This window comes from Nocardia sp. NPDC088792, from assembly GCF_044750615.1.
GTDB lineage: Bacteria > Actinomycetota > Actinomycetes > Mycobacteriales > Mycobacteriaceae > Nocardia.
Genome location: NZ_JBIVKC010000010.1, coordinates 119,796 through 139,407, shown reverse-complemented (window position 1 = coordinate 139,407; position 19,612 = coordinate 119,796). Strand labels below are relative to the sequence as shown.

19 protein-coding genes are annotated in these 19,612 nt (G+C 67.0%); 12 read left to right on the top strand and 7 right to left on the bottom strand.

Annotated elements, in window-relative coordinates:
• The first annotated feature begins 55 nt into the window (after positions 1–55).
• Positions 56–1,702, top strand: coding sequence for a DEAD/DEAH box helicase (locus tag ACIP5Y_RS47185; protein ID WP_400360372.1), 1,647 nt, complete (start codon positions 56–58; stop codon positions 1,700–1,702).
• A gap of 82 nt (positions 1,703–1,784) precedes the next feature.
• On the opposite strand, the gene ACIP5Y_RS47180 is transcribed toward ACIP5Y_RS47185, so the two are convergent.
• Positions 1,785–1,958 carry a hypothetical protein gene (locus tag ACIP5Y_RS47180; RefSeq protein ID WP_400360371.1) on the bottom strand — a complete coding sequence of 58 codons (174 nt, stop codon included), beginning with the start codon at positions 1,956–1,958 and terminating at the stop codon, positions 1,785–1,787.
• Positions 1,959–2,066: 108 nt separating this feature from the next.
• Between ACIP5Y_RS47180 and ACIP5Y_RS47175 the strand changes: the two genes are divergently transcribed.
• Positions 2,067–2,876 (top strand): ParA family protein, encoded by an 810-nt coding sequence (locus tag ACIP5Y_RS47175; RefSeq protein ID WP_400360370.1) that lies wholly within the window; start codon positions 2,067–2,069, stop codon positions 2,874–2,876.
• A 10-nt stretch (positions 2,877–2,886) separates the two neighbouring features.
• Here the strand turns inward: ACIP5Y_RS47175 and ACIP5Y_RS47170 are convergent, their stop codons facing one another.
• Both ACIP5Y_RS47170 and ACIP5Y_RS47165 read right to left on the bottom strand, forming a co-directional pair.
• Positions 2,887–4,077: a low temperature requirement protein A gene (locus tag ACIP5Y_RS47170; protein ID WP_400360369.1), complete on the bottom strand. Its 1,191-nt coding sequence runs from the start codon at positions 4,075–4,077 to the stop codon at positions 2,887–2,889.
• 82 nt (positions 4,078–4,159) lie between these two features.
• Positions 4,160–6,775, bottom strand: a complete 2,616-nt coding sequence (locus ACIP5Y_RS47165) for an AAA family ATPase (protein ID WP_400360368.1) — start codon at positions 6,773–6,775, stop codon at positions 4,160–4,162.
• Between the two features lie 94 nt (positions 6,776–6,869).
• Between ACIP5Y_RS47165 and ACIP5Y_RS47160 the strand changes: the two genes are divergently transcribed.
• The 5 genes from ACIP5Y_RS47160 to ACIP5Y_RS47140 all read left to right on the top strand — a co-directional run bounded on the left by ACIP5Y_RS47160 (position 6,870) and on the right by ACIP5Y_RS47140 (position 13,056).
• Positions 6,870–8,210 (top strand): carotenoid oxygenase family protein, encoded by a 1,341-nt coding sequence (locus ACIP5Y_RS47160; RefSeq protein ID WP_400360367.1) that lies wholly within the window; start codon positions 6,870–6,872, stop codon positions 8,208–8,210.
• A 106-nt stretch (positions 8,211–8,316) separates the two neighbouring features.
• On the top strand, positions 8,317–10,263 hold the full coding sequence (locus ACIP5Y_RS47155) for a primary-amine oxidase (protein ID WP_400360366.1): 1,947 nt from the start codon (positions 8,317–8,319) through the stop codon (positions 10,261–10,263).
• A 180-nt stretch (positions 10,264–10,443) separates the two neighbouring features.
• Positions 10,444–11,109, top strand: coding sequence for a TetR/AcrR family transcriptional regulator (locus ACIP5Y_RS47150; RefSeq protein ID WP_400360365.1), 666 nt, complete (start codon positions 10,444–10,446; stop codon positions 11,107–11,109).
• A complete protein-coding gene (locus ACIP5Y_RS47145) occupies positions 11,106–12,143 on the top strand; it encodes an oxygenase MpaB family protein (protein WP_400360364.1) in 1,038 nt (345 codons plus the stop codon). The genes ACIP5Y_RS47150 and ACIP5Y_RS47145 overlap by 4 nt, the downstream gene beginning before the upstream one ends.
• A gap of 22 nt (positions 12,144–12,165) precedes the next feature.
• Positions 12,166–13,056, top strand: a complete 891-nt coding sequence (locus ACIP5Y_RS47140) for a lysophospholipid acyltransferase family protein (RefSeq protein ID WP_400360363.1) — start codon at positions 12,166–12,168, stop codon at positions 13,054–13,056.
• 32 nt (positions 13,057–13,088) lie between these two features.
• Here ACIP5Y_RS47140 and ACIP5Y_RS47135 read toward each other — a convergent pair whose 3' ends face one another.
• Positions 13,089–13,640 carry a CGNR zinc finger domain-containing protein gene (locus tag ACIP5Y_RS47135; protein WP_400360362.1) on the bottom strand — a complete coding sequence of 184 codons (552 nt, stop codon included), beginning with the start codon at positions 13,638–13,640 and terminating at the stop codon, positions 13,089–13,091.
• A 102-nt stretch (positions 13,641–13,742) separates the two neighbouring features.
• Between ACIP5Y_RS47135 and ACIP5Y_RS47130 the strand changes: the two genes are divergently transcribed.
• The 4 genes from ACIP5Y_RS47130 to ACIP5Y_RS47115 all read left to right on the top strand — a co-directional run bounded on the left by ACIP5Y_RS47130 (position 13,743) and on the right by ACIP5Y_RS47115 (position 16,981).
• Positions 13,743–14,831, top strand: coding sequence for an AMP-binding protein (locus ACIP5Y_RS47130; RefSeq protein WP_400360361.1), 1,089 nt, complete (start codon positions 13,743–13,745; stop codon positions 14,829–14,831).
• A complete protein-coding gene (locus tag ACIP5Y_RS47125; protein ID WP_400360360.1) occupies positions 14,831–16,180 on the top strand; it encodes an aldehyde dehydrogenase family protein in 1,350 nt (449 codons plus the stop codon). Before ACIP5Y_RS47130 ends, ACIP5Y_RS47125 begins: the two co-directional genes overlap by 1 nt.
• A 174-nt stretch (positions 16,181–16,354) precedes the next feature.
• A complete protein-coding gene (gene arfB / locus ACIP5Y_RS47120) occupies positions 16,355–16,783 on the top strand; it encodes an alternative ribosome rescue aminoacyl-tRNA hydrolase ArfB (protein WP_400360359.1) in 429 nt (142 codons plus the stop codon).
• A gap of 27 nt (positions 16,784–16,810) precedes the next feature.
• On the top strand, positions 16,811–16,981 hold the full coding sequence (locus tag ACIP5Y_RS47115; protein ID WP_400360494.1) for a DUF2306 domain-containing protein: 171 nt from the start codon (positions 16,811–16,813) through the stop codon (positions 16,979–16,981).
• A gap of 176 nt (positions 16,982–17,157) precedes the next feature.
• Here the strand turns inward: ACIP5Y_RS47115 and ACIP5Y_RS47110 are convergent, their stop codons facing one another.
• Together ACIP5Y_RS47110 and ACIP5Y_RS47105 are read right to left on the bottom strand one after the other, a co-directional pair.
• Positions 17,158–17,736, bottom strand: coding sequence for a pyridoxamine 5'-phosphate oxidase family protein (locus ACIP5Y_RS47110; protein WP_400360358.1), 579 nt, complete (start codon positions 17,734–17,736; stop codon positions 17,158–17,160).
• Between the two features lie 181 nt (positions 17,737–17,917).
• Entirely contained in the window at positions 17,918–18,478 is a 561-nt protein-coding gene (locus ACIP5Y_RS47105; protein ID WP_400360357.1) for an SMI1/KNR4 family protein, read from the bottom strand.
• A gap of 112 nt (positions 18,479–18,590) precedes the next feature.
• On the opposite strand from ACIP5Y_RS47105, the gene ACIP5Y_RS47100 reads away from it, so the two are divergent.
• Positions 18,591–19,001: an SRPBCC family protein gene (locus ACIP5Y_RS47100; protein WP_400360356.1), complete on the top strand. Its 411-nt coding sequence runs from the start codon at positions 18,591–18,593 to the stop codon at positions 18,999–19,001.
• A 158-nt stretch (positions 19,002–19,159) separates the two neighbouring features.
• On the opposite strand, the gene ACIP5Y_RS47095 is transcribed toward ACIP5Y_RS47100, so the two are convergent.
• The gene (locus ACIP5Y_RS47095; RefSeq protein ID WP_400360355.1) at positions 19,160–19,558 is read right to left on the bottom strand and encodes a DUF4870 domain-containing protein; all 399 of its coding nucleotides are present in this window, start codon (positions 19,556–19,558) and stop codon (positions 19,160–19,162) included.
• Between the last annotated feature and the right edge of the window lie 54 nt (positions 19,559–19,612).

The window sequence follows — 19,612 nt, the reverse complement described above, 5'->3', positions numbered from 1 at the left end:
CCCGAAGTCCGCGCACCGGTCGGGCACCCCCTGCCCGAAAGGCACTGCAATACCTATGAATTCAGCTTCTCCTTCATTCGCCGCGCTCGGCGTGCGCGAACCCCTCGTCCGCACCCTGACCAGGGCCGGAATCACCGAGCCGTTCCCGATCCAGACCTCCACCCTGCGGGATTCGCTGGCCGGACGGGATGTGCTGGGCCGCGGGCGGACCGGCAGCGGTAAGACGCTGGCCTTCTCGATCCCCATGGTGGAGCGGCTGTCCGGAGAGCTCGCCGGGGCACGGATCCCGAAGCGCCCGGCCGGGCTGGTGCTCGCGCCGACCCGCGAACTGGCCACCCAGATCGCGGCCGCGCTGGAGCCGCTGGCCTCCGCGTACCGCATGACCGTCACCACGATCTTCGGTGGTGTGCCGCAGAACCGTCAGGTGCGGGCGCTGAAGAACGGCGTCGATATCGTCGTCGCCTGCCCCGGGCGGCTCGAAGACCTCATGAAGCAGGGCGCGATCAGCCTCGACGCGGTCGAGATCACCGTCATCGACGAGGCCGACCACATGGCCGACCTCGGCTTCCTGCCCGGCGTCACCCGCATTCTGGCGGCCACTCCGTCCGATGGTCAGCGGCTGCTGTTCTCGGCGACGCTGGACAATGGCGTCGACAAGCTGGTCAAGCGGTTCCTGCCGCAGGCCGTGCGGCATTCCGTGGACGAGGCGACCTCACCGGTCGCGGCCATGACCCACCACGTCTTCGAAGCATCGGGCGTCGAGCCCAAGCGTGAAATCATCGAGAAGCTCGCCTCCGGCACCGGACGGCGAATCCTGTTCACGCGCACCAAGCATCAGGCCCGCCGGCTCGCCAAGCAGCTGACCGTCGCCGGAATTCCCGCGGTGGACCTGCACGGCAACCTCTCCCAGGCCGCCCGTGACCGCAATCTGGCCACCTTCGCCGCCGGTAAGGCGCGCGTGCTGGTCGCCACCGATGTGGCCGCGCGCGGCGTGCACGTGGACGGCGTGGAACTCGTCGTGCACGTGGATCCGCCCGCGGATCACAAGGCCTACCTGCATCGTTCGGGCCGTACCGCCCGCGCGGGCAATGCCGGTGACGTGATCACCCTGGTGCTGCCCGCCGAGCGGCGTGACCTGGCGGCGCTCATGCGCAAGGCCGCGATCGATGTCACCCCGCAGAAGGTGAACGCCAACTCGCCCGCGGTCGCCGAGCTCGTCGGTGATGTCGCGCCGCTGGTGGCGCCGTCGCGCGCGAGTCGCGAGGAACTGGACGAGCCGCGCCGCCCGGCCGCGGCCCCGCGCCGCCGCAATGGTGGTGGTGCGCCGCGTCGCGGCGAGGGTGCCGCACAAGGCGATCGCAGCCCGCGGCAGCGCACCGGCTCCGCCGCGCAGGGCGAGGGCGGCGCCCGGCGTCGCAGCGGTGGTGCGGCGCAAGGCAATAGCGGCGCTCCGAGACGTGGCGGCAGTGAGCTACACCGTGGCGGTGCCGGCGCGGCCCGCAATGACGGTGGACCGCAGCAGAAGTCGCGTGGTGAGCGGGACGGTCGCACCGGTGCGAACTCGGCCTCGACCACCAGGCATCAGCGTCCCACCTCGGGCGGTCAGTCCGGTCGGCGCGGCGGTGCGGCCGCACCTGCGGGCAGCACCGGTGGCCTGTCCGGTTTCTCCCGGGCCGGTGGCGGCGGTCGTCGTCGCGGCTGAGCACGCCTGATCCATACGAGTACGCCCCCGCAGCCGTCGAATCGGCTGCGGGGGCGTTCTTTTTCGCTCGTGAGGTATGCGCTCAGGGTGTGCAGGGCGTGGAGGAGTACAGCGTGCCGATGAGGCATTCCGGGTGCTGCACCGCTCCGAAAGCATCGCCGACCAGCGGAGAAATGGCGCTGAAGAAGCCGTAGAGGGTGTCCACGACCAATCCTGCGGCCAGATCGCTGTAGACCGACAAGAAGTTGGGGTCCATGGTTTCCCACCCTAATACCACCGCCGGGCAACCTGGAACGGTTGGCGTGAGCAAGGACTCATCGAGGCCTGTCGATCGCCAGCGCGAACCCCCAGCTAATCTGGCGAGATGTCGGCGAACCTGGAAACACCTGAAGTTGCACCGGCCGCAGCGCAGATCGTCGCCTTGTGCAATCAGAAAGGTGGCGTCGGCAAGACCACGTCGACGGTGAATCTGGGTGCCGCACTTGCCGAAACCGGACAGCGGGTACTGCTGGTCGACCTCGACCCGCAGGGCGCCCTGTCGGCCGGGCTCGGGGTGGCGCACCACGATCTGACCCTCACGATCTACGACCTGCTCGGCAAGCAGGCGCCGCCCATCGACGAGGTGCTGGTGCCGACCGGCGTCGGCAATATGGATCTGCTGCCGAGCAATATCGACTTGTCCGCGGCCGAGATTCAGCTGGTCAACGAGTATTCGAGGGAACACTCCCTGGCCCGGGTGCTGGATCCGATCCGCGACCGCTACGACTACATCCTCATCGACTGCCAGCCGTCGCTGAGCCTGCTCACCGTGAACGCCCTCGCCTGCGCCGACGGCGTCATCATCCCGATGGAGTGCGAATTCTTCTCCCTGCGCGGGCTGGCGCTGCTCACCGACACCATGGACAAGGTCCGCGACCGGCTCAACCCGCGCCTGAACCTCTGGGGCATCGTCGTCACCATGTTCGACTCCCGGCTGCTGCACTCCCGCCAGGTGATGGCTCGCGTCGCCGACGCCTTCGGCGACAAGCTCTATCGCACGGTCATTTCCCGCACTGTCCGCTTTCCCGACGCCAGTGTCGCCGGTGAACCCATCACCACCTGGGCCCCGACGTCCCGCGGCGCCGAACAGTACCGCGAACTCGCCCGCGAGGTGATCGGCCACTCCGGCCCCTGACTCCGGCGAGTCAGGCGGCGCGCTGCCATCGGCGATGGGCCGGGGATTCGAGGATGACGCTCGTTGCCAGTAGCGCGGCGAGCGCGGTGAGGACGAGGGCGACCGGGAGGTAAGGGGTCGCCGGCAGCAGGGCCAGGATGAGCAGGGCCGTGATCAGGCGGTGCAGCACAACGGCTTCGGTGAAGCCGAGGAACGCGCCCCGCGTCAGGGCGCTGGCGGCGAGGAAGATCGCCACACCGCCGAGAATGCAGGCCGCCGCCGTGTCATTGAGGTGTCTGCCGCCGTTGGAGACCGCGATTCCGATCGACGCTCCGGTCAGGGCGAGACCCAGCTGCAGGGGCAGGTGCCCGAAGGTGTAGGCGTGCAGCAGCTTTCCGCCGTGGTCCAGGGCGGCGTGCGCGCCGGGGCGGGTGCCGCTGGCATTGAAGTAGGTCCACCACAGGCAGGCGATCACGCCGAAGGCGGCGATGCCGGTGAGTCCGGCGGACAGGAGCGAGCGGGCCTGCGTCAGGCCGCCGGTGAAGCCGGTCACCGATTCACCCAGCACGATGATCGTGAACGCGCCGAACCGCTCCCGCAGATGATCGGCCTCGTGTGCCACCCGCGTCAGGGAGCGGCCCACGATCAGCGGGAGCAGCAGTTCGAAAACCATTGCCGCTGCCCATACTCCGTATCGTGCCGCGCCGTGCAGCAGGAACAGGCCGCCCAGCCAGCCGGCGGCGCCGATCAGTGAGCCGCGGGTGAAGTTGCGGAACACCGGTCGCAGCGCCTGCTCGCCCCGTGCATCCCAGGCATACAGCGCGGCGACACCCGCACGGGCACAGAGATATCCGAATACGAACCCCGCGTCCGCGCCCGCCGTCCGGCCGACCGCACCGGCGAAGACCGCCATGGCGACGACCCCCGTGAGTCCCGCCATGGCGATGAGCCGGTGTGCGACCGTATCCCGATCGGCGCGATTGGCTTGCACGGCGTAGAGCACCCAGGCCCACCACACTGGTACGAACAGCCCGGCGGCCGCGGCGATCGAACCGGGGGTCGGGTGGGTGCCGACGCGATGCGTGATCTGGCCGATCGCTGCCACGAACACCAGATCGCCGAACAGTTCGAACCAGGTGGCGCGGCGCGGTACCAGACTGCTCACTTCGTGCCCGTTGTCATCCGGAAGCCGCAGTGCCGGTTCGGGATCTCGATCGGTCACAAGCCGGTGAGCCTATCGGACCGGATAGTTTCCTTCACCTGGAGGCGACGCTGCCGGAAGGCGCGCTAGGAGGTGAACCGGGTCATTGGATGGCCGGGAGGGTGCGGAGTTGGCGGCGGGACGTGATGCCCAGTTTTCGGAAGATATTGCGCAGGTGGGCATCTACGGTGCGGGGGCTCAGGAACAGGGTGGCGGCGACCTCTTTGGAAGTGGCGCCCTCGGCGACCAGACGGGCTATGTGAACTTCCTGGACGGTGAGAGCGTCGGTGGCCGGGGTGGAACGCGGGCGAGCGTGCTCGCCGGTCGCCTTGAGTTCGGTGGCGGCGCGGTTCGCGAATCCGGCTGCGCCCAGGGCGGAGAGCAGGGTATGGGCGGCGCGCAGTTCGGTCCGGGCCTCACGGCGGCGGCCCTGGCGGCGGAGCCATTCGCCGTAGACGAGGCGGGCGCGGCCGTGCCAGATGGCGAATCGGGTGGGTTGCAGGATGTCGATGGCGCGGCGGTACGCGTCCTCGTCCTCGTCGAGTAGTGCGGTGGCGTAGGCCTCGACGCCGGAACCCCACGGTTTTCCGCCGGCACCGGCACGTTCGGAGAGTGCGGTGAGCGCGGATCGGGCGGTGGCTGTGTCGCCGGTGCGGGTGGCGGCCTCGACCAGTTCGGGTAGCGCTTGGCCCGCGAGACCCAGATCGCCGAAGGCGACGGCACGCTCGGCGGCCTGCTGGGCCGCGGGGTAATCGGTGAGGGCATTGTTCAGGAGGGCCGTGGCGTATTGGACGCTGAGCGTCATCTGCGGGCCGATATCGGCGAAGAGTTCCTCGGCCTCGCCGCGGTGGCCGCGCAGCGCTGCCACGTGGATGCGCGGGTAGACGAGCGGGGCCGCGCCGGTGGCCTCCGCTATGGCTTCCTCTTCCGAGATCAGTTCTTTGGCCGCGCCGAAGTCGCCGAAGTGGGCGGTGCCGGCGGCGAGCATGGCCAGACCGATCGGCAGCGCGTGGAAGGAGCCGGATTCGCGGCCGGAGGCGATGACCCTCGACGCGATGGCGTGCATCGCGTCGCCGTCCCACAGCTCGAGGGCGAGCAGGTAGCCGAGCGTGGGCCAGCGTGCCCAGACGTCGTCGGTGCTGTCGGCGACGATGGGGCGCAACAGCTTTGCGGCCGCGCGATGCCCTTCGACGGCGAGGGCCACCATGCCGTCCAGCAGGACATCCGCGCCGCGGTGTTCGCCGGGCGGTGGTGGCGCCGTGCGCGCGGCGGCGATGACCGTCTCGCGGTCGCCGGTGAGGGTCGCCATTTCGATTGCGTCCACATAGCATTCGCGCGCCCGGGCGGGTTCGTGCTCGGCCAGCTTGGCGGCGGCGCGGAGCAGATGGTCGGTCGGCCGGTCGTCGCCGCGGAAGCGGGTGAAGGAGATCCGGCCACGCAGCAGGTCGACGCGCGGATCCTCGGGATCGACGGTGGAGAGCAGTTCGGCGGCGGTGTCGAAATCGCCCACGGAGAGTTTGGCTTCCGCCGCTGCCAGTGTCCGATCCGTGCGGCGTGCGGGTTCGAGTGTCAGGGCCGCGGCTCGTTCGAGGAATGCGGCGGCCGCGGCCACACCGCCGCGGGCCTGGGCTCGTGCCGCGGATCGGGCGAGGGCGGTGGCCACGTCCTCGTCGGGTCCGGTGGCGGCCCTGGCGCGGTGCCAGGCGACGCGGTCGGGGTCGGTGACCGGGTCGCTGACGCGGGCGAGGGCGGCGTGCGCCTGCCGTCGCTCGGCTTCGGTGGCCGCCTGGTAGACGGCGGAACGCGCGACCGGATGGACGAAACGGACCCGGGTATCGAACTCGACCAGCGGCAGGTCCGCGGTGGCGGCGTTTTCGACGCCCAGCAGCGCGGCGGCCCGCCACAACAGGCCCGGATCGCCGATGGGCTCCGCGGCGGCCACGGTCAGCAGCAGTCGCACCTCGGGCGAAAGTGCTTGCAGGCGAGTGCGGAAGCTGCGTTCGGCGGCCAGCGGCGCGGGCAGGTCGTAGCCGCCGGCGAGGCTGGCGGGATCCGCGGTGCGGGGCAATTCCAACAGGGCCAAGGGGTTTCCGCGGGCCTCGGCGAGAATGCGGTCGCGGACGCGTTCGTCGAGCGGGGCGCGGATTTCGCGGGCCAGGAGGGCGCGGGCATGGGTCTCGTTGAGCCGCTCGACATTCAGCTGGGGGAGCCGGTCGAGTTCGGTGGCGCTCTCGCGGGCGGCGAAGACCATGGCCACTCGTTCGGCGGCAATGCGCCGGGCCGCGAAAGCCAGGGCTCGGGCCGATGCGTCGTCGAGCCACTGCACATCGTCCACGAGACACAGCAGTGGGCGATCGCTCTCCAGCAGCAGGCCCAGCGTGGCGACCCCGGCCAGGAACGGGTCCGGGGTCCCGGTTTCCATGCCGAAGGCGATGCGCAAGGCCTGGCCGTGTGGCGCGGGCAGCGCTGCCAGATTGTCCAGCAGGGGCAGGCACAGCTGGTGCAGGGCCGAATACGGCAGGTCCGTCTCGAATTCCACGCCCGAGGCCCGCACGATCAGGAAGTCGGCGCCGGCCGCCGCCAGCCCGCCGAGCAGGGCGCTCTTGCCGATACCGGGTTCGCCGCGCACCACCACCGCGCCGCCCTGCGCTTGCCGTGCGCCGTCCAGCAATGCGAGCAGCTGCGCCGATTCGCTCTGCCGTCCGACCAACTCGTTCACCCCCCGATCATTGCGGATGAAAACATCTGCCGCATGCCCGGATAGGTGAAAACTACCGACGCGAGCAGACCCGTGCGATTGCGAGGCTGGTCGCATGGTTGAACAGACGAAGCCCTTCATCTCCGGCCACTACGCGCCGACCGCCGAGGAGCTCACCGCCTTCGAGCTGACCGTGCACGGGACGCTGCCGCCGGAGCTGGACGGCCGCTACTTCCGCAATGGCCACAATCCCAAGCCCGGTGTGACGCCCACGCATTGGTTCCGCGGCGCCGGCATGCTGCACGGCATCCGGCTGAGCGGCGGCCGCGCCGAGTGGTACCGCAATCGCTGGGTGAAAACGCCTTACCTGGACGGGGTTCCGTTCACCGGCACCGAACTCGAGGTCAGCGCCGCCGCGACCAGCATCATCTTCCACGGCGGCCGCTACCTCGCGCTGCAGGAGGCCAACCTGCCGTGGGAGGTGACCGGTGAACTGGAGACGGTGGGCGCCTACGACTTCGGCGGCAAGCTGACCAATTCCATGACCGCGCATCCGAAGGTGGATCCGATCACCGGTGAACTGCACTTCTTCTCCTACAGCCCGTTTCCGCCGTACCTGATCTACTACGTGGCCGACGCCGCGGGGGAGATCATCCGGGCGACTCCGGTCGAGGGTGCGGGTCCCTCGCTCATGCACGATTTCGCGATCACCGGTGAGCATGCGATCTTCCTGCATTCTCCCGTGGTGGCCGACTTCGCCGAAACCTCCGGCATCCCTTACCGGTGGCATGACGATGTGCAGTTCCGGCTCGGTGTGCTGCCGCGGCACGGCGACGGCGAGGTGGTCTGGTTCGATGTCGACAGCCCGGGTGCGATCCTGCATGTCGCGAATTCGTATGTGGATGCGCGGGGACGAATCGTGCTGGAGTGCCCGCGTTTCGATCGCTCGGCGTGGGAGACCTCGTGGAAGTGGTGGGTCGGCGCGCCCGGCTACCCGGACACTCCGGGCACCGGCACCACCTTCCACCGCTGGATCCTGGATCCGGCCACCCGTAGCGTCACCGAGGAGGCGCTCGACGATCTGGTGATCGAATTCCCCGCCATCAACGATGACTTCACGGGTGCGTCCAATCGCTACAGCTACGCGGTGGCCTTCCCCGGCGCGGGCCTCAGCGGTTATCACACGGTCAAGTTCGACACCCGCTCCGGTGAGCGGCAACTGTTCGCGCACGGTGAGTCGCGCATGCCGGGCGAGGCGGTCTTCGCGCCCGCGGCGGGGGCTACCAGCGAGGACGACGGCTATCTGCTCACCATCGTGAGTGATCTCGCTGCGGGTGCGTCCCAGCTGCTCGTCCTCGATGCCGGTGACCTGTCCAAGGAACCCATCGCCGCAGTCGAGCTGCCGCAGCATGTCCCGGCCGGCATCCACGGGCATTGGATTCCGGATGAACACTGAGGCCGTGGGCTGAGTTCGCGGGGGATTAGCCGTATCGTCTGGCATGCGCGGGAGGTGGGCGCACCATGGGGATTCGCGAAGTCAGACGAGCAGGCAGGAGACCGCTGTGGGCGACAACTTTCATCCGCTCGATCCGTTGGCGTCCGAGGAGTTCCGGGCCGTGGTGCGGGTACTCGGCCGGGAACACGGTGTGGGAGCGGGCTGGCGGTATGCGTCCATCGAGCTGGTCGAGCCCTCGAAAGCGGCGGTGGCGGCCTTCGATCGCGACGGTGTCGTGCCGGAGCGGCGGGCGCTGGTGGTGTGCTTCGAGCGGGCGAGTAATCGGACGTACAAGGCGGACGTGTCGTTGAGTGCGGATGCGGTGGTGTCCTGGACGCATATTCCGGATGTGCAGGCCAACTTCACGATCGACGAGTGGGAGGAATCCGATGCGGCGCTGCGCGCGCATCCGGACGTGATCGCCGCGCTCGCCCGGCGGGGCATCACCGATCTGAGCCTGGTGTTCATGGACACCTGGACCTACGGTGCGGTCGTCATGCCGGAGAAGTATCGCGACCGGCGGCTGGGCTGGTCGGATGCCTGGGTGCGGTCCCAGGCGGGCGCGAATCCTTATGCGGGGCCGGTCAACGGGTTTCACTGCCTGATCGATATGAACACGATGGAGCTGCTCGAGATCGAGGACAGTTTCACCGTCGAGACCCCGTCGATCATGGGGGAGTACGTGCCCCGCCACATCCCCGAACGGATTCGGCGCGCCAGTGTCCGGGAAACTTTGCGGCCCTTGAACATTACGCAGCCGGAGGGTCCCTCGTTCACGCTCGACGGGCACCTGCTGCAGTGGCAGAACTGGTCGCTGCGCATCGGATTCAATCACCGCGAGGGCATGACGCTGCATCAGGTGACCTACAACGATGGCGGCCGGGTGCGGTCCGTGGCGCATCGCATGTCGTTCGCCGAGTTGTTCGTGCCCTACCGTGATCACTGCGTCGACCACTACCGGCGGACGGCCTTCGATATCGGTGAGTGGGGCATCGGTTTCATGACCACCTCGCTGTCCCTGGGCTGCGACTGCCTCGGCGAAATCCGGTATCTCGATGCGGAATTGCACAATTCAGCGGGGGAGTCGTTCACGATCGCGAACGCCATCTGCATCCACGAGGAAGACAATGCCGTCCTGTGGAAGCACGTCGACCACCACGACGGGGCCGAGGTGCGGCGGATGCGGCGGCTCACCATCTCCTTCCATGTCACCGTCGCCAACTACGAGTACCTCGTGTACTGGCGGCTGCATCAGGACGGCAGCATCGAATGCGAGGTGCGGGCCACGGGGATCATGGTGGTCAGCCACTTCCCGGCGGGTGACGGACACCCGCACGGGACTCTTGTCGACGAACGCACCTACGCGCCGTTCCATCAGCACTTTCTGGTCGCCCGCCTGGACATGGATATCGACGGCACCGAAAACACCGTCTATGTAACCGAAACCGAGATCGTGCCGATAGGTCCCGACAATCCGTACGGATTGTCTTTGCGGCAGAAGAACACTCCCTTGCGCACCGAGGCGGAAGGCAAGCAGGATATGAACTTCGCCACGCAGCGGGCCTGGAAGGTCGTCAACGACAATGTGCGCACCGGCCTCGGCGTAGCACCGGCCTACAAAGTGGTTCCGGGCGGTGCGATTCCATCCATGTTCGCACCGGATTCACCGATCCTGGCCCGCTGCGGCGCCATCGAACACACCTTGTGGGTGACACCGAACTCGCCCGAGGAGCGCTGGCCCGCAGGCGAATTCGTCACCCAGAGCGGCGGCGGCCTCGGCCTACCCGAGTGGACCGCCGCCGATCGTTCCATCGAGAACACCGATGTGGTCCTCTGGTACGTCTTCGGCATCCACCACATTCCCCGACCGGAGGATTGGCCGATCATGCCCGTCGACACCGTGAACTTCTGGCTGAAGCCGGTGGGTTTCTTCGACCGCAACCCGGCCCTGGACGTGGCCCCAACCCCGTCGGCCGCGTGCCACGGCAACGGCCAGCTCCCGCACCACCACTGACCGAGTGCCGCGTGCAGCGGCTCAGGTGCAGAGTCCTGCTCATGCTGATGAGCGGGACAGCATTTGTACGTGTGGGTGTGCGTAGGCCGCTTCGATCAAGCTGTGGTCGGTTCGGCCGAAAGCAACAGATTGGGCTGCAAGTGTTGCACTTGTTGCATGGTCGGGCTTACGGTGGGGCGTATGAAGCAGAGCATCGCCGCTCTTCTGGCGGCCGGGATTCTCGGCAGTGTGGACGAGGACACCGATCGGACCCGGGAGCGGATTCTCGACGCCGCGCTGGTGGAGGCGGCTTCGGTGGGGGTCTCGCGAGTGCGGATCGATGCGATCGCGCGGCGGGCGGCGGTGAATCGGGCGACGGTGTATCGGCGCTTCGGTGACCTCGACGGGGTGATCGAGGCGGTCACCATGCGTGAGGGGAAGCGGATGGCCGACACCGTCGTGCACGCTGTCGAGGGGCTCGACAATCCGGCGGACCGGTTGGTGGAGGGCTTTGTCGCCTGTATGCGGATGGCGCGTGAGCATCCGGTCATCGCGCGGACCGCGGCGCTGGAACCGGACCGGCTCATCGCCGCCGGCATGGCCGATGACGCGGCACTGCTGCGACTCGGCAGCGCGGTGGTCGCCGAGCAGATCCGCTTCGACCAGAACAATGGGCACGCAACACATCTCGACCCGGAGGAGGCCGGTCAGAGCATCGCCATGCTGTTCGCGGCCTGCGTGCTGATGCCGACCGCACAGGGCATCGACCTGCGCACCGACGAATCGGTCCGCGCCTACGCGCGACGCACGCTGGCGCCCATGGTTTTCGGGCCGAGCGCCCGCGCAGGAGAGGAAGGCAGACGATGAGCCACCACAATGACGTGGTCCCGCACGAGGATTACGGCTTCTTCGGTCCGGATTCGGTGTCCTGGAAGGTATTCGGGTATCCGACCGCCATGTCGATCGGCTTCCAGCGGACGGTCGTCACCGAAATGTACGAACCGTTCCTGCTGGCATCGGTGAAGGATACCGGCGCGGTCAGCAAACGGCCTTTGCTCCGCTACGAGCGGACTCTGCAATACATGGCGACCGTCGCCTTCGGCGACAGCGCCTCGGTACTGAAGGCGTCGGAGATTCTGGTGAAGATCCATTCGAAGATCACCGGGACCGAGCCGATCAGCGGATTACGGTACGACGCCAACGATCCCGAAGCGCAACTGTGGATTCATCTGACCGCCTGGCATTCGGTGCTCTACACCTATGAGAAGTTCGGGCCGGGCAAACTCGCGCCGGACGAGGAAGACCGATATTGGGCCGAATGCGCACGCGCCGCCCAATTCCAGACCATCAATCTCGAGGACGTGCCGCGCTCCCGGGCGGAGATGCGGGCCTACTATGCGCGCATGCGCCCGATTCTCGCGGCCACCGAAACAACCCAGGAGCATATCGAGCAGCTGCTCGACGGCGCCGACACGGTACTGCCCGATTCCGTGCTGCTGTGGCCGGTCGCCAAATTCATGCAGGCGGTATTCCGGGAAGCCACGATCTCGACCTTGCCGCAATGGATGCGAAAGATGGGCGGGGTGCGGCAATCGCCGGTGACCGGTGCGCTGGCGACTCTCACGCTGCGGGCCTACTTCCGGCTGATCGCGCAAAGTGTTGAGGCACAACGGTTCCTCTTCCGGGTGGCGAGCCCGCTGACCTATCCTGTTGTCGACCCGATCCTGTGCGGTGTGCCACCGAAGGACCCTACGGTCTGGACACCCGAGGAAGCCCGCGCCCACTACGGAAAGCTCACCCCGGCGGAACAATATGACCGGATCCGAGCGGCCCGAGCCGACGAATCGTTGCCCGAGCATGCTGCCGTCGACGACAGCCGGGCTCTCCTCGCCTTCAACTGATACCGCGCAGAAGGAAATTCAAGTGAATAGTGTCGACCAGCAGCAGAATCCGGGACAACTCAGTGACCACGCCCGGATCGCGCACCGTCCCGGTGCTGCCGATGTGGACACGCTGAGGCGGGCGCTGGCGCCGTGGCGGTTCCTGACCGATCCGCGGTTCCATGGCCTCGAGAACATCCCGGCCTCGGGCGCGGTACTGCTGGTCGGTAATCACACCACCTTCGGCCTGCTCGACGCCCCGCTGATGATCGAGCAGATCTACCGCGAACGTGGCCGGTTCGTCCGCGGATTGGCCGACCACGTCCACTATCTGATCCCCGGCTGGCGCGAATTGCTCACGCGCGCCGGAGCCGCCCGCGGCACCCGCGACAATTGCCGGGCGCTGCTCGCCGCCGGTGAGGCCGTTCTGGTCTATCCCGGCGGCGGACGCGAAGTCGCCAAACGAAAGAACGAGAAATACCAGCTGATCTGGCAGCAGCGCACCGGTTTCGCGCGCCTCGCCATCGAAGCGGGCTGTCCCATCGTGCCTTTCGGCGCGGTCGGTGCGGAAGACAGCTATGACATTCTGTTCGACGCCGACCATCCCACCTTGGCTCCGATCCGTGGCCTCGTCGAGCGGTTCGGCGGACGGTGGGACATCATCCCGCCGATCCCCCGGGGGATCGGCCCCACCCCGCTGCCACGGCCGGAGCGTTTCTACTTCGCCTTCGGCAACCCGATAGACACGACCCAATGGGCCGGTCGCACAGACGATCACACGATCGCCACGGCCCGCGACCTCGTCCGCGACGCAGTGAACGACCGCATCGCCTTTCTACTCACCGAACAAGCCGCCGACCCCGGCCGCCACCTGCTCAACCGAGCCCGATGGCGAACGACGGCACCCTCTTCGGAGGAACACAGCGCGGGGTGAGTTCGGGTGATCCTGCTCTCGGGTGAGGACGGTTATCCATTACGTTGCCGGTGCCGGCGGACTCGTTCGCGGTTGGCGCAGCCGCGGTCGGGGCAGTAGCGCATCGAGTTGTTCTTGGTGGTGTCGGCGTAGAAGCGGTGGCAGTCGTGGGCGGAGCAGAGGCGTATGCGGTCGGGGCCCCGGGTGATGAGGAATCCCATGAGTGCGGCGGCGGCCTCGGCGGCGATATGGCGCCAGGCGGTGCTGGCGGGGGTGTGGAAGTCGATGTGCCAGGGCAGGCCGTCGTGGTCGGTGAGCCTGGGGGTGGCGCCGGCCTCGGCGGCCACGTGGTTGAGCAGTGGCGCGGCCCGGTCGGGCGCGGGATCACGGACGGCCTGCAGCAGATAGGGCCGGATGCGGCGCAGGTGCGGCAGGTCGATGTCGGAGACCTGCACCTCGGTGGCTCCGTGCGCGCGTAGCAGCTGGTCGACCGCCGCTGCCGAGTCCAGGGTTTCCGTACCGGCTACCTCCGGATCACTGTTCACCAGCGCGATCGCAAGGCCGATCGCCCACCACTTGTAATGGTCTATCCGCACTACGTCCATGTCGACAAGGGTAGCGGTCTGCTCGTAGCGTGCTCGGACATGGAGGCGCCGCGATCATTTCGGTGATCCGGGGCCGGGTTCGGGTGTGAGGGAAGGACTTTCATGGATACGGATACGCAGGCACGCCGCGGCTACCTCGATGAGGTGAACTGGCCGGAGGCGGTTTCCTACGCCGAGCACATGCAGCGCGCGATCGATTTTCATTTCTCGTCCGAGACGGGTTCGGACTTCTGGATCGAGAAGTCGAAGTCGTTCGATTTCCGGCTGAGCGAGGTGCGGACGCGTGCGGACCTGCTGCGATTCCCCGACGTGAGTACGGAATGGCGATCGGTGCCGGTCGATGCGCTGGTGCCCCGCGCGATGCGCCGGCACGGTATCCGGCCCTCGGTCTTCGAGAGCGGCGGCACCACAGGCGCCCCGAAGCGGATCATCGATGCCACCCAATGGGAGAAGACATCGGTGTGGATGGCCGACCGCCTGCGAGAGCTCGGGGCTCCGGTCGATGACGGGGGCATGCTGTTTCTCGGGCCTACCGGCCCGCATGTCGTCGGGTACAGCAACGCGGTGATTGCCAGGCGGCTCGGTTTGACGCTGTTCAGTATCGATGTCGATCCCAGGTTCGTGCGCCTAGCGCTGCAGGGCGGGCATGACGAGGTCGCGGAGTTGTACGTCGATCACGTTGTGCGGCAGGCGCATTGGATCCTCGAATCGCAGGATGTGCGGCTCGTCTACCTGACTCCGCCGATCTTCGCCGCGCTCGCGATGCGGCCGGAGGTCGCCGCATTGTTCCGGGACAAGGTGCGTTTCGCGGTGTGGGGCAGCACTTCGATGAACCCGGACACCCTGGAGTTGTTGCGGGAGGTGTTTCCCGGCACGCAGATCATCGGCGGGTACGGCAACACCATGATGGGATCGGCGCTCGAACTCCCCGGATACGAATTGCCCACGTTCCAAGCCTATTTCCCGTACACGGCATGGTCGGTGCTCGATGAAAACCGCGAAGAGGTCGGCTACGGCGACCGCGGTCTCGTCGCCATCCATGTACTGACTCCGGAGATCTTCCTGCCGGTCAGCTATGAGCGCGACGAAGCGACCCGGATCCGTTCGACCGGGGTCGAGGGCACCGACCTGGTGCAGAATGTGCAACCCCTGCCTGTCGCCGGTGAACCCGTGATCGAGGGGGTGTACTGATGGACGGTCATCGAATCTCCCCGCTGATCGGCGGTGACTACCGGCCCGCTCACACCGGTGAGCCGATCCGCACCGTGCGTGGCGAGGATATCGGCCGGCTCGACTTCGCCTCGGATCTGCTGGCCGGACTGTGCATGAAGCGATTGCGTGCCGCCCGTCCGCAGCCACTGGCGACGCGGCTGGAGGTGATCGCCGAGGCGGCCCGGCGGATCGCCGAAGAAGTAGTCGACGGACTCACACCCGGGGCGTACGCGCGAGCGCAGGCGGCGACTTCGGGCACGCCGTTGTCGGTGGTCACCGGGTTTCTGCAGCAGGTGCTACCGGCGGCGCAGCAGGTGATCGAGATCGTTCCCGAGGAACTGGCCGCTCGCCACTACGGCGGAGACCACCGTGCCACGGTCAGCGTGCACCGCCGCGGTGAGCTCATGTCCGTGCTGGCCCCCGCCAATCATCCGGGTGTGCACCTGGCGCTGTTCGAACCGGTCGCGCTCGGCTACAAGGTCATCGTCCGACCGTCGCGCCGTGACCCGTTCACGCCCGCGCGAATCGTGCGGGCACTCATCGATGCCGGCTTGGCCGAGGACACTATCGCGCTCCTGCCGACCGGCCACGACGGCGCAGATCGGCTGGTGCACGAGGCCGATCGGGCCCTGGTCTACGGCGGGCCCGACCTCGCCCGCCGCTACCGGAATCGGCCGGATGTGCTCGTCCAAGGTCCGGGGAACTCGAAAGTTCTCGAATTGCCTGGCGCCGACCACGATCGGCTGACCGAACTGCTGGTCACTTCCACCGCCGCGGGTGGCGGCGGACAGTGCCTCAACGCCAGCGCGGGCCTCGTCCGTGACCCCGCCGCGTTGAGCCGAACCGTCGCAACGGGTTTGGCCCGGCTCACGATCGGCCGACCGGACGACCCGTCCACACAGGTTCCGGTATTCCCCCTCGACCAGGCCCGCCGCCTCGCCGAACTCACCGCGAGCGTGCACGGTGGCGGGCCGGCTGATCATCTGATCGACCTCGCCGACGGATCGGCTGCCCTGCGCCCCGTGGTCTCCCTCGCTGACCCCGAAACACCCTTGTGTGCAACAGAACTGCCGTTTCCCGCAATCGTGCTCCACCCCGTGGGACCCGACACAGGACCAGACCGTCTGGGGCGCACCCTCTCACTCGCCATCCTCGGTGGCACGGATGAGCAGGCCACCGCCTATCTGGCCGCGAACAATGTCCGCAATGTCTTCACCGGCGGGACGCCCACCACTCATTTCACCCTCGCAACACCCCACGACGGATCGATCATCGACCACCTCACCGAGCGGAAAACTTCCAATCAACCACCAGCAGAGGGGCTCTGAGCGCGACAGCGCACAGGCGAGCAGCTCGAACCCGGGGTCGTGGACTGTGCGGACGGCCTGCTTGTCACACGTCGACATGGTGGCCGCTATCGTGAATGACAAGGTCACCATGCAGTCGCGACTGGACCGATGTGGCCCAGTCGACTCGCGGATCGGAAAGAGCGGCGTCGGACCATGGCAGAGGACCTCACCGTGACTCGGGGGCTGGTGATACCCGCGTCCGAGTTGCGCGAGCGGTTCTCACGGTCGTCCGGTCCGGGAGGGCAGCACGTCAACGCCACCGACAGCCGGGTAGAGCTGTCGTTCGACCTCGCCAATTCGCCCTCCGTGCCGGAGCGGTTGCGCACCCGGATGCTCGACCGCCTGGCCACCCGCCTGGTCAACGGGGTGCTCACGATCGCCGCATCGGAGCAACGCGCACAGTTACAGAACCGCGCGGCCGCCCGTGAACGCCTCGCCGCGTTACTGCGTGACGCCGCGGCCGCCCCGCCACCGGACCGCCGCGCCACCAAGCCCTCGCGCGGAGCAAAGGAACGTCGCATCGCCGCGAAGAAGCGGCGCGGCATCACCAAACGCAACCGCCGCGCCTCCCCTGACGACTAGCCGACGGGCAGCGCCACGAGTCGGGGTATCGGCGGCACAATCGATGCCGAACGGGGTTTCTTCGGATTCGGCGCCCTCGCGCTGTTCTGGATGTGGACCGGATGGCATGCCTACCGCGCGGTCCGCCGACGCGACATCGCCTCCCATCAGGCCTGGATGATCCGCTGCCGTTCCTGTGCTGGCTGCCCAACCTGGTGATCGCCGAGTTCATGATCCGCCGCCGCGGCCTACCAGCCCCGCACCTGGACACATCCCAGACCTGGGCGGCCGCACAACCGGCGTTGTGGATCTACGTCCGTGATGAATCCCGATCTCGCGCAGCATGACTCCGGTGGCCGGGTCGTCCGCGGCGGAGTAGTTCGCAGCCGCAGCCTCTAGCGCGGTACTTGGGACGGCACCGGGTGGTCGGGGTCCAGAGCCGGTAGCCCGTCGATGCTGTGGCCATTGTCCCCAGCGATCCGACCTGCGAACTTCTCGTCCGGCTGTCTGGCATGGTGCGCGTCGAGCACCGGCCGCTCGCCGACGAGATCGTAATAGGGGACCGAGTATCCACACGCGTCGGCGATACGCTCGACGTCGACGACGATGGCCGCACGAATCCCCGGATGCTCGACACCGAAATTCGTTCGCAGGGTAATGAATTCGGGATCGTCGGGTCGCACGACGCGCCCTGAACCGAATAGACGCAGGATCCGGGAGTTACGCGTGAACGAGCAGAACATGATGGTGATCCGCCCGTTCTCACGCAAATGCGAGATCGTCTCGACTCCACTGCCGAACAGATCGAGATACGCGACGGTGTGATCATCGAGAACGGCGAAAGTATCCTGATATCCCTTGGGTGAGAGGCTGACTCGCCCACCCTCCGAGGGCGCGGTAGCGACGAAGAACATCGCCTGCGCCTCGATGAACTGCCGCAAGGGCCCATCCAGACGCGAGAATTCCTTGGCCATGGCTCCCCTTCCCATTGCTGCTGCATCGCCAGCGTAACGGCGACATTGCCACTAGCCCGGGTGAAAATCCTCTCAGACGCGAGTGCACGGCGTTCGGCACGATTTCTGGACGGGTCAGGTGCCACTTGGTCATCGGCATGGGCGGATGCCGGTCCGAGCGCCTCGTCTGCGGTAGGGCTGCTTATTCCGACGCGCGGCTGGTGCGGGCACGGAAGTCTGTCCAGGGGAGCATGTCGGGTTCGTCGAGAGTTCTGTTGTACCAGCCTGTTCCGTCGATCCAGGCGTTCAGCCAGTCGGCCAGGCTCGGGGCGTCTACATACCATGCGCTGTCGGGATCGCCCGCGTTCGGTTCGAAAAGCAGGACCGGGGCTCCCGGCGTCAGGCAGTCCACACAGGCATACATTGCGCAGCCCCAGTGGGATATCGGTAGAACTCCCTCGGGCCATGGCCAGTCGGGATCCCGGTGGCCGTCACGGTTGGCGAGGTACTGGGTGACGGCCGCGGGCTCGCTGTCCGGTGGATTGTCCAGCAGTGGTAGCAGTCCGTACTCGGGGCCGAATCCACCGTCTCCGATGCGCAGGTAGATCGCTGCGAGCAGTGGGGGGAGCGAGAAGCCGAGGCTGGCCTCGGCGCGCGAGAGTGTCTCCGTGTCCACGGGTTCGGGTAGAGCAGTCCGATCCGAGGTGCGGGTCGGGCGGGCCGCTGCTGCAACTCGTGCCAGCAGTTGCTCGTTCTCTGTCATGGTTTCATAATCTGATTCGCTGCTGACCGATGCAATCTGAAGTCGGCATAGTGCGTGTGGTGTGGACAGGTCGGCCCTGTCCTGTCCCGAGAAGGGTGGAGTTCTCGACGCTATGGCATCCGTCCGCCACGAAATCCTGATCAATGCTTCGCCACAACATATTTGGGACGTCATCCGTGACGTCGCCGCTGTGCACGAGCGCCTGCTGCCCGGTCGAGTCGCCGCCACCCGGATCGACGGAGACGAACGATTCCTGACATTCCCCGATGGACACGTGATCCGGGAACTGATCATCACTATCGACGATCGGTCACGCCGGTTGGCATACGCCGTCGTGGAGGGCGCCCGGCCCCCACTGGACTACCACCATGCCTCGTTCGAGGTTCAGGACGAGGGCGAGCGGGGGCGGCTGGTTTGGATCACCGACATCCTGCCCGAAACCGCTGCGCCCGAGATCCGCCTCCGCACCGAGTTCGGCATTACTGAGATGAAGCAGGCGATCGAAGCCTCGGCACCACACTGAACCGCACTCAATTCGGCAGTTCCGGATGTTCCGAGCGGGCGCCAACGGCCCGAGTGACCTCGGGCCGTTGAACGTCGGGCTATCGCATCTGGGCGTCGTGCAGGGGTGCCGACGGGATCATCGATTACGAAGTCCGGCTGGGGACTTCGGGTACGCCGCTACTTGACCGAGTTGGCCAACCGATCGGCGTAAGGGGCAATGAATTTTCCGATGATGGGAAGTTCTGTGCGGACACCGCCTGTGTTGTTGGCTTGGATCATGGCCATGATCCAGACGACGACCGCGAAGACTGCGACTGCGAGTCCGGCGAGGCTGAAGATGATCCCCAGGGCTCCGAGGAGCGAGCCGACGATGCTCAGAACGATATTGACCACCGAGACCGCCCCGAAGAAGACGATCGATTGTGAGGCATGGAATTTCACATCGGGGTCGTTTCTTCCCACAAATAGGAAGATGATTCCGGTGAGCCAGCCCAGCGCGTAGGACAGGATCGCGCTGGTCTTTTTGTCCAAGCCGGTGGATTGCGGTTGGTTGGTGGGGTGTTGAGAAGATGTCATGGGGTAAGTAGATGGCGCGGGTGCCTCCTACCGATCCCAACTTTCGGCACGAAC

Coding starts and splice junctions, on each gene's coding strand:
- ACIP5Y_RS47135 (WP_400360362.1), bottom strand. CDS start 13,640: ATGGACGTAGTGCGGATAGACCATTACAAGTGGTGGGCGATCGGCCTT.
- ACIP5Y_RS47100 (WP_400360356.1), top strand. CDS start 18,591: ATGGCATCCGTCCGCCACGAAATCCTGATCAATGCTTCGCCACAACAT.
- arfB (WP_400360359.1), top strand. CDS start 16,355: ATGGCAGAGGACCTCACCGTGACTCGGGGGCTGGTGATACCCGCGTCC.
- ACIP5Y_RS47150 (WP_400360365.1), top strand. CDS start 10,444: ATGAAGCAGAGCATCGCCGCTCTTCTGGCGGCCGGGATTCTCGGCAGT.
- ACIP5Y_RS47110 (WP_400360358.1), bottom strand. CDS start 17,736: ATGGCCAAGGAATTCTCGCGTCTGGATGGGCCCTTGCGGCAGTTCATC.
- ACIP5Y_RS47180 (WP_400360371.1), bottom strand. CDS start 1,958: ATGGACCCCAACTTCTTGTCGGTCTACAGCGATCTGGCCGCAGGATTG.
- ACIP5Y_RS47175 (WP_400360370.1), top strand. CDS start 2,067: ATGTCGGCGAACCTGGAAACACCTGAAGTTGCACCGGCCGCAGCGCAG.
- ACIP5Y_RS47105 (WP_400360357.1), bottom strand. CDS start 18,478: ATGACAGAGAACGAGCAACTGCTGGCACGAGTTGCAGCAGCGGCCCGC.
- ACIP5Y_RS47095 (WP_400360355.1), bottom strand. CDS start 19,558: ATGACATCTTCTCAACACCCCACCAACCAACCGCAATCCACCGGCTTG.
- ACIP5Y_RS47160 (WP_400360367.1), top strand. CDS start 6,870: ATGGTTGAACAGACGAAGCCCTTCATCTCCGGCCACTACGCGCCGACC.
- ACIP5Y_RS47185 (WP_400360372.1), top strand. CDS start 56: ATGAATTCAGCTTCTCCTTCATTCGCCGCGCTCGGCGTGCGCGAACCC.
- ACIP5Y_RS47145 (WP_400360364.1), top strand. CDS start 11,106: ATGAGCCACCACAATGACGTGGTCCCGCACGAGGATTACGGCTTCTTC.
- ACIP5Y_RS47125 (WP_400360360.1), top strand. CDS start 14,831: ATGGACGGTCATCGAATCTCCCCGCTGATCGGCGGTGACTACCGGCCC.
- ACIP5Y_RS47130 (WP_400360361.1), top strand. CDS start 13,743: ATGGATACGGATACGCAGGCACGCCGCGGCTACCTCGATGAGGTGAAC.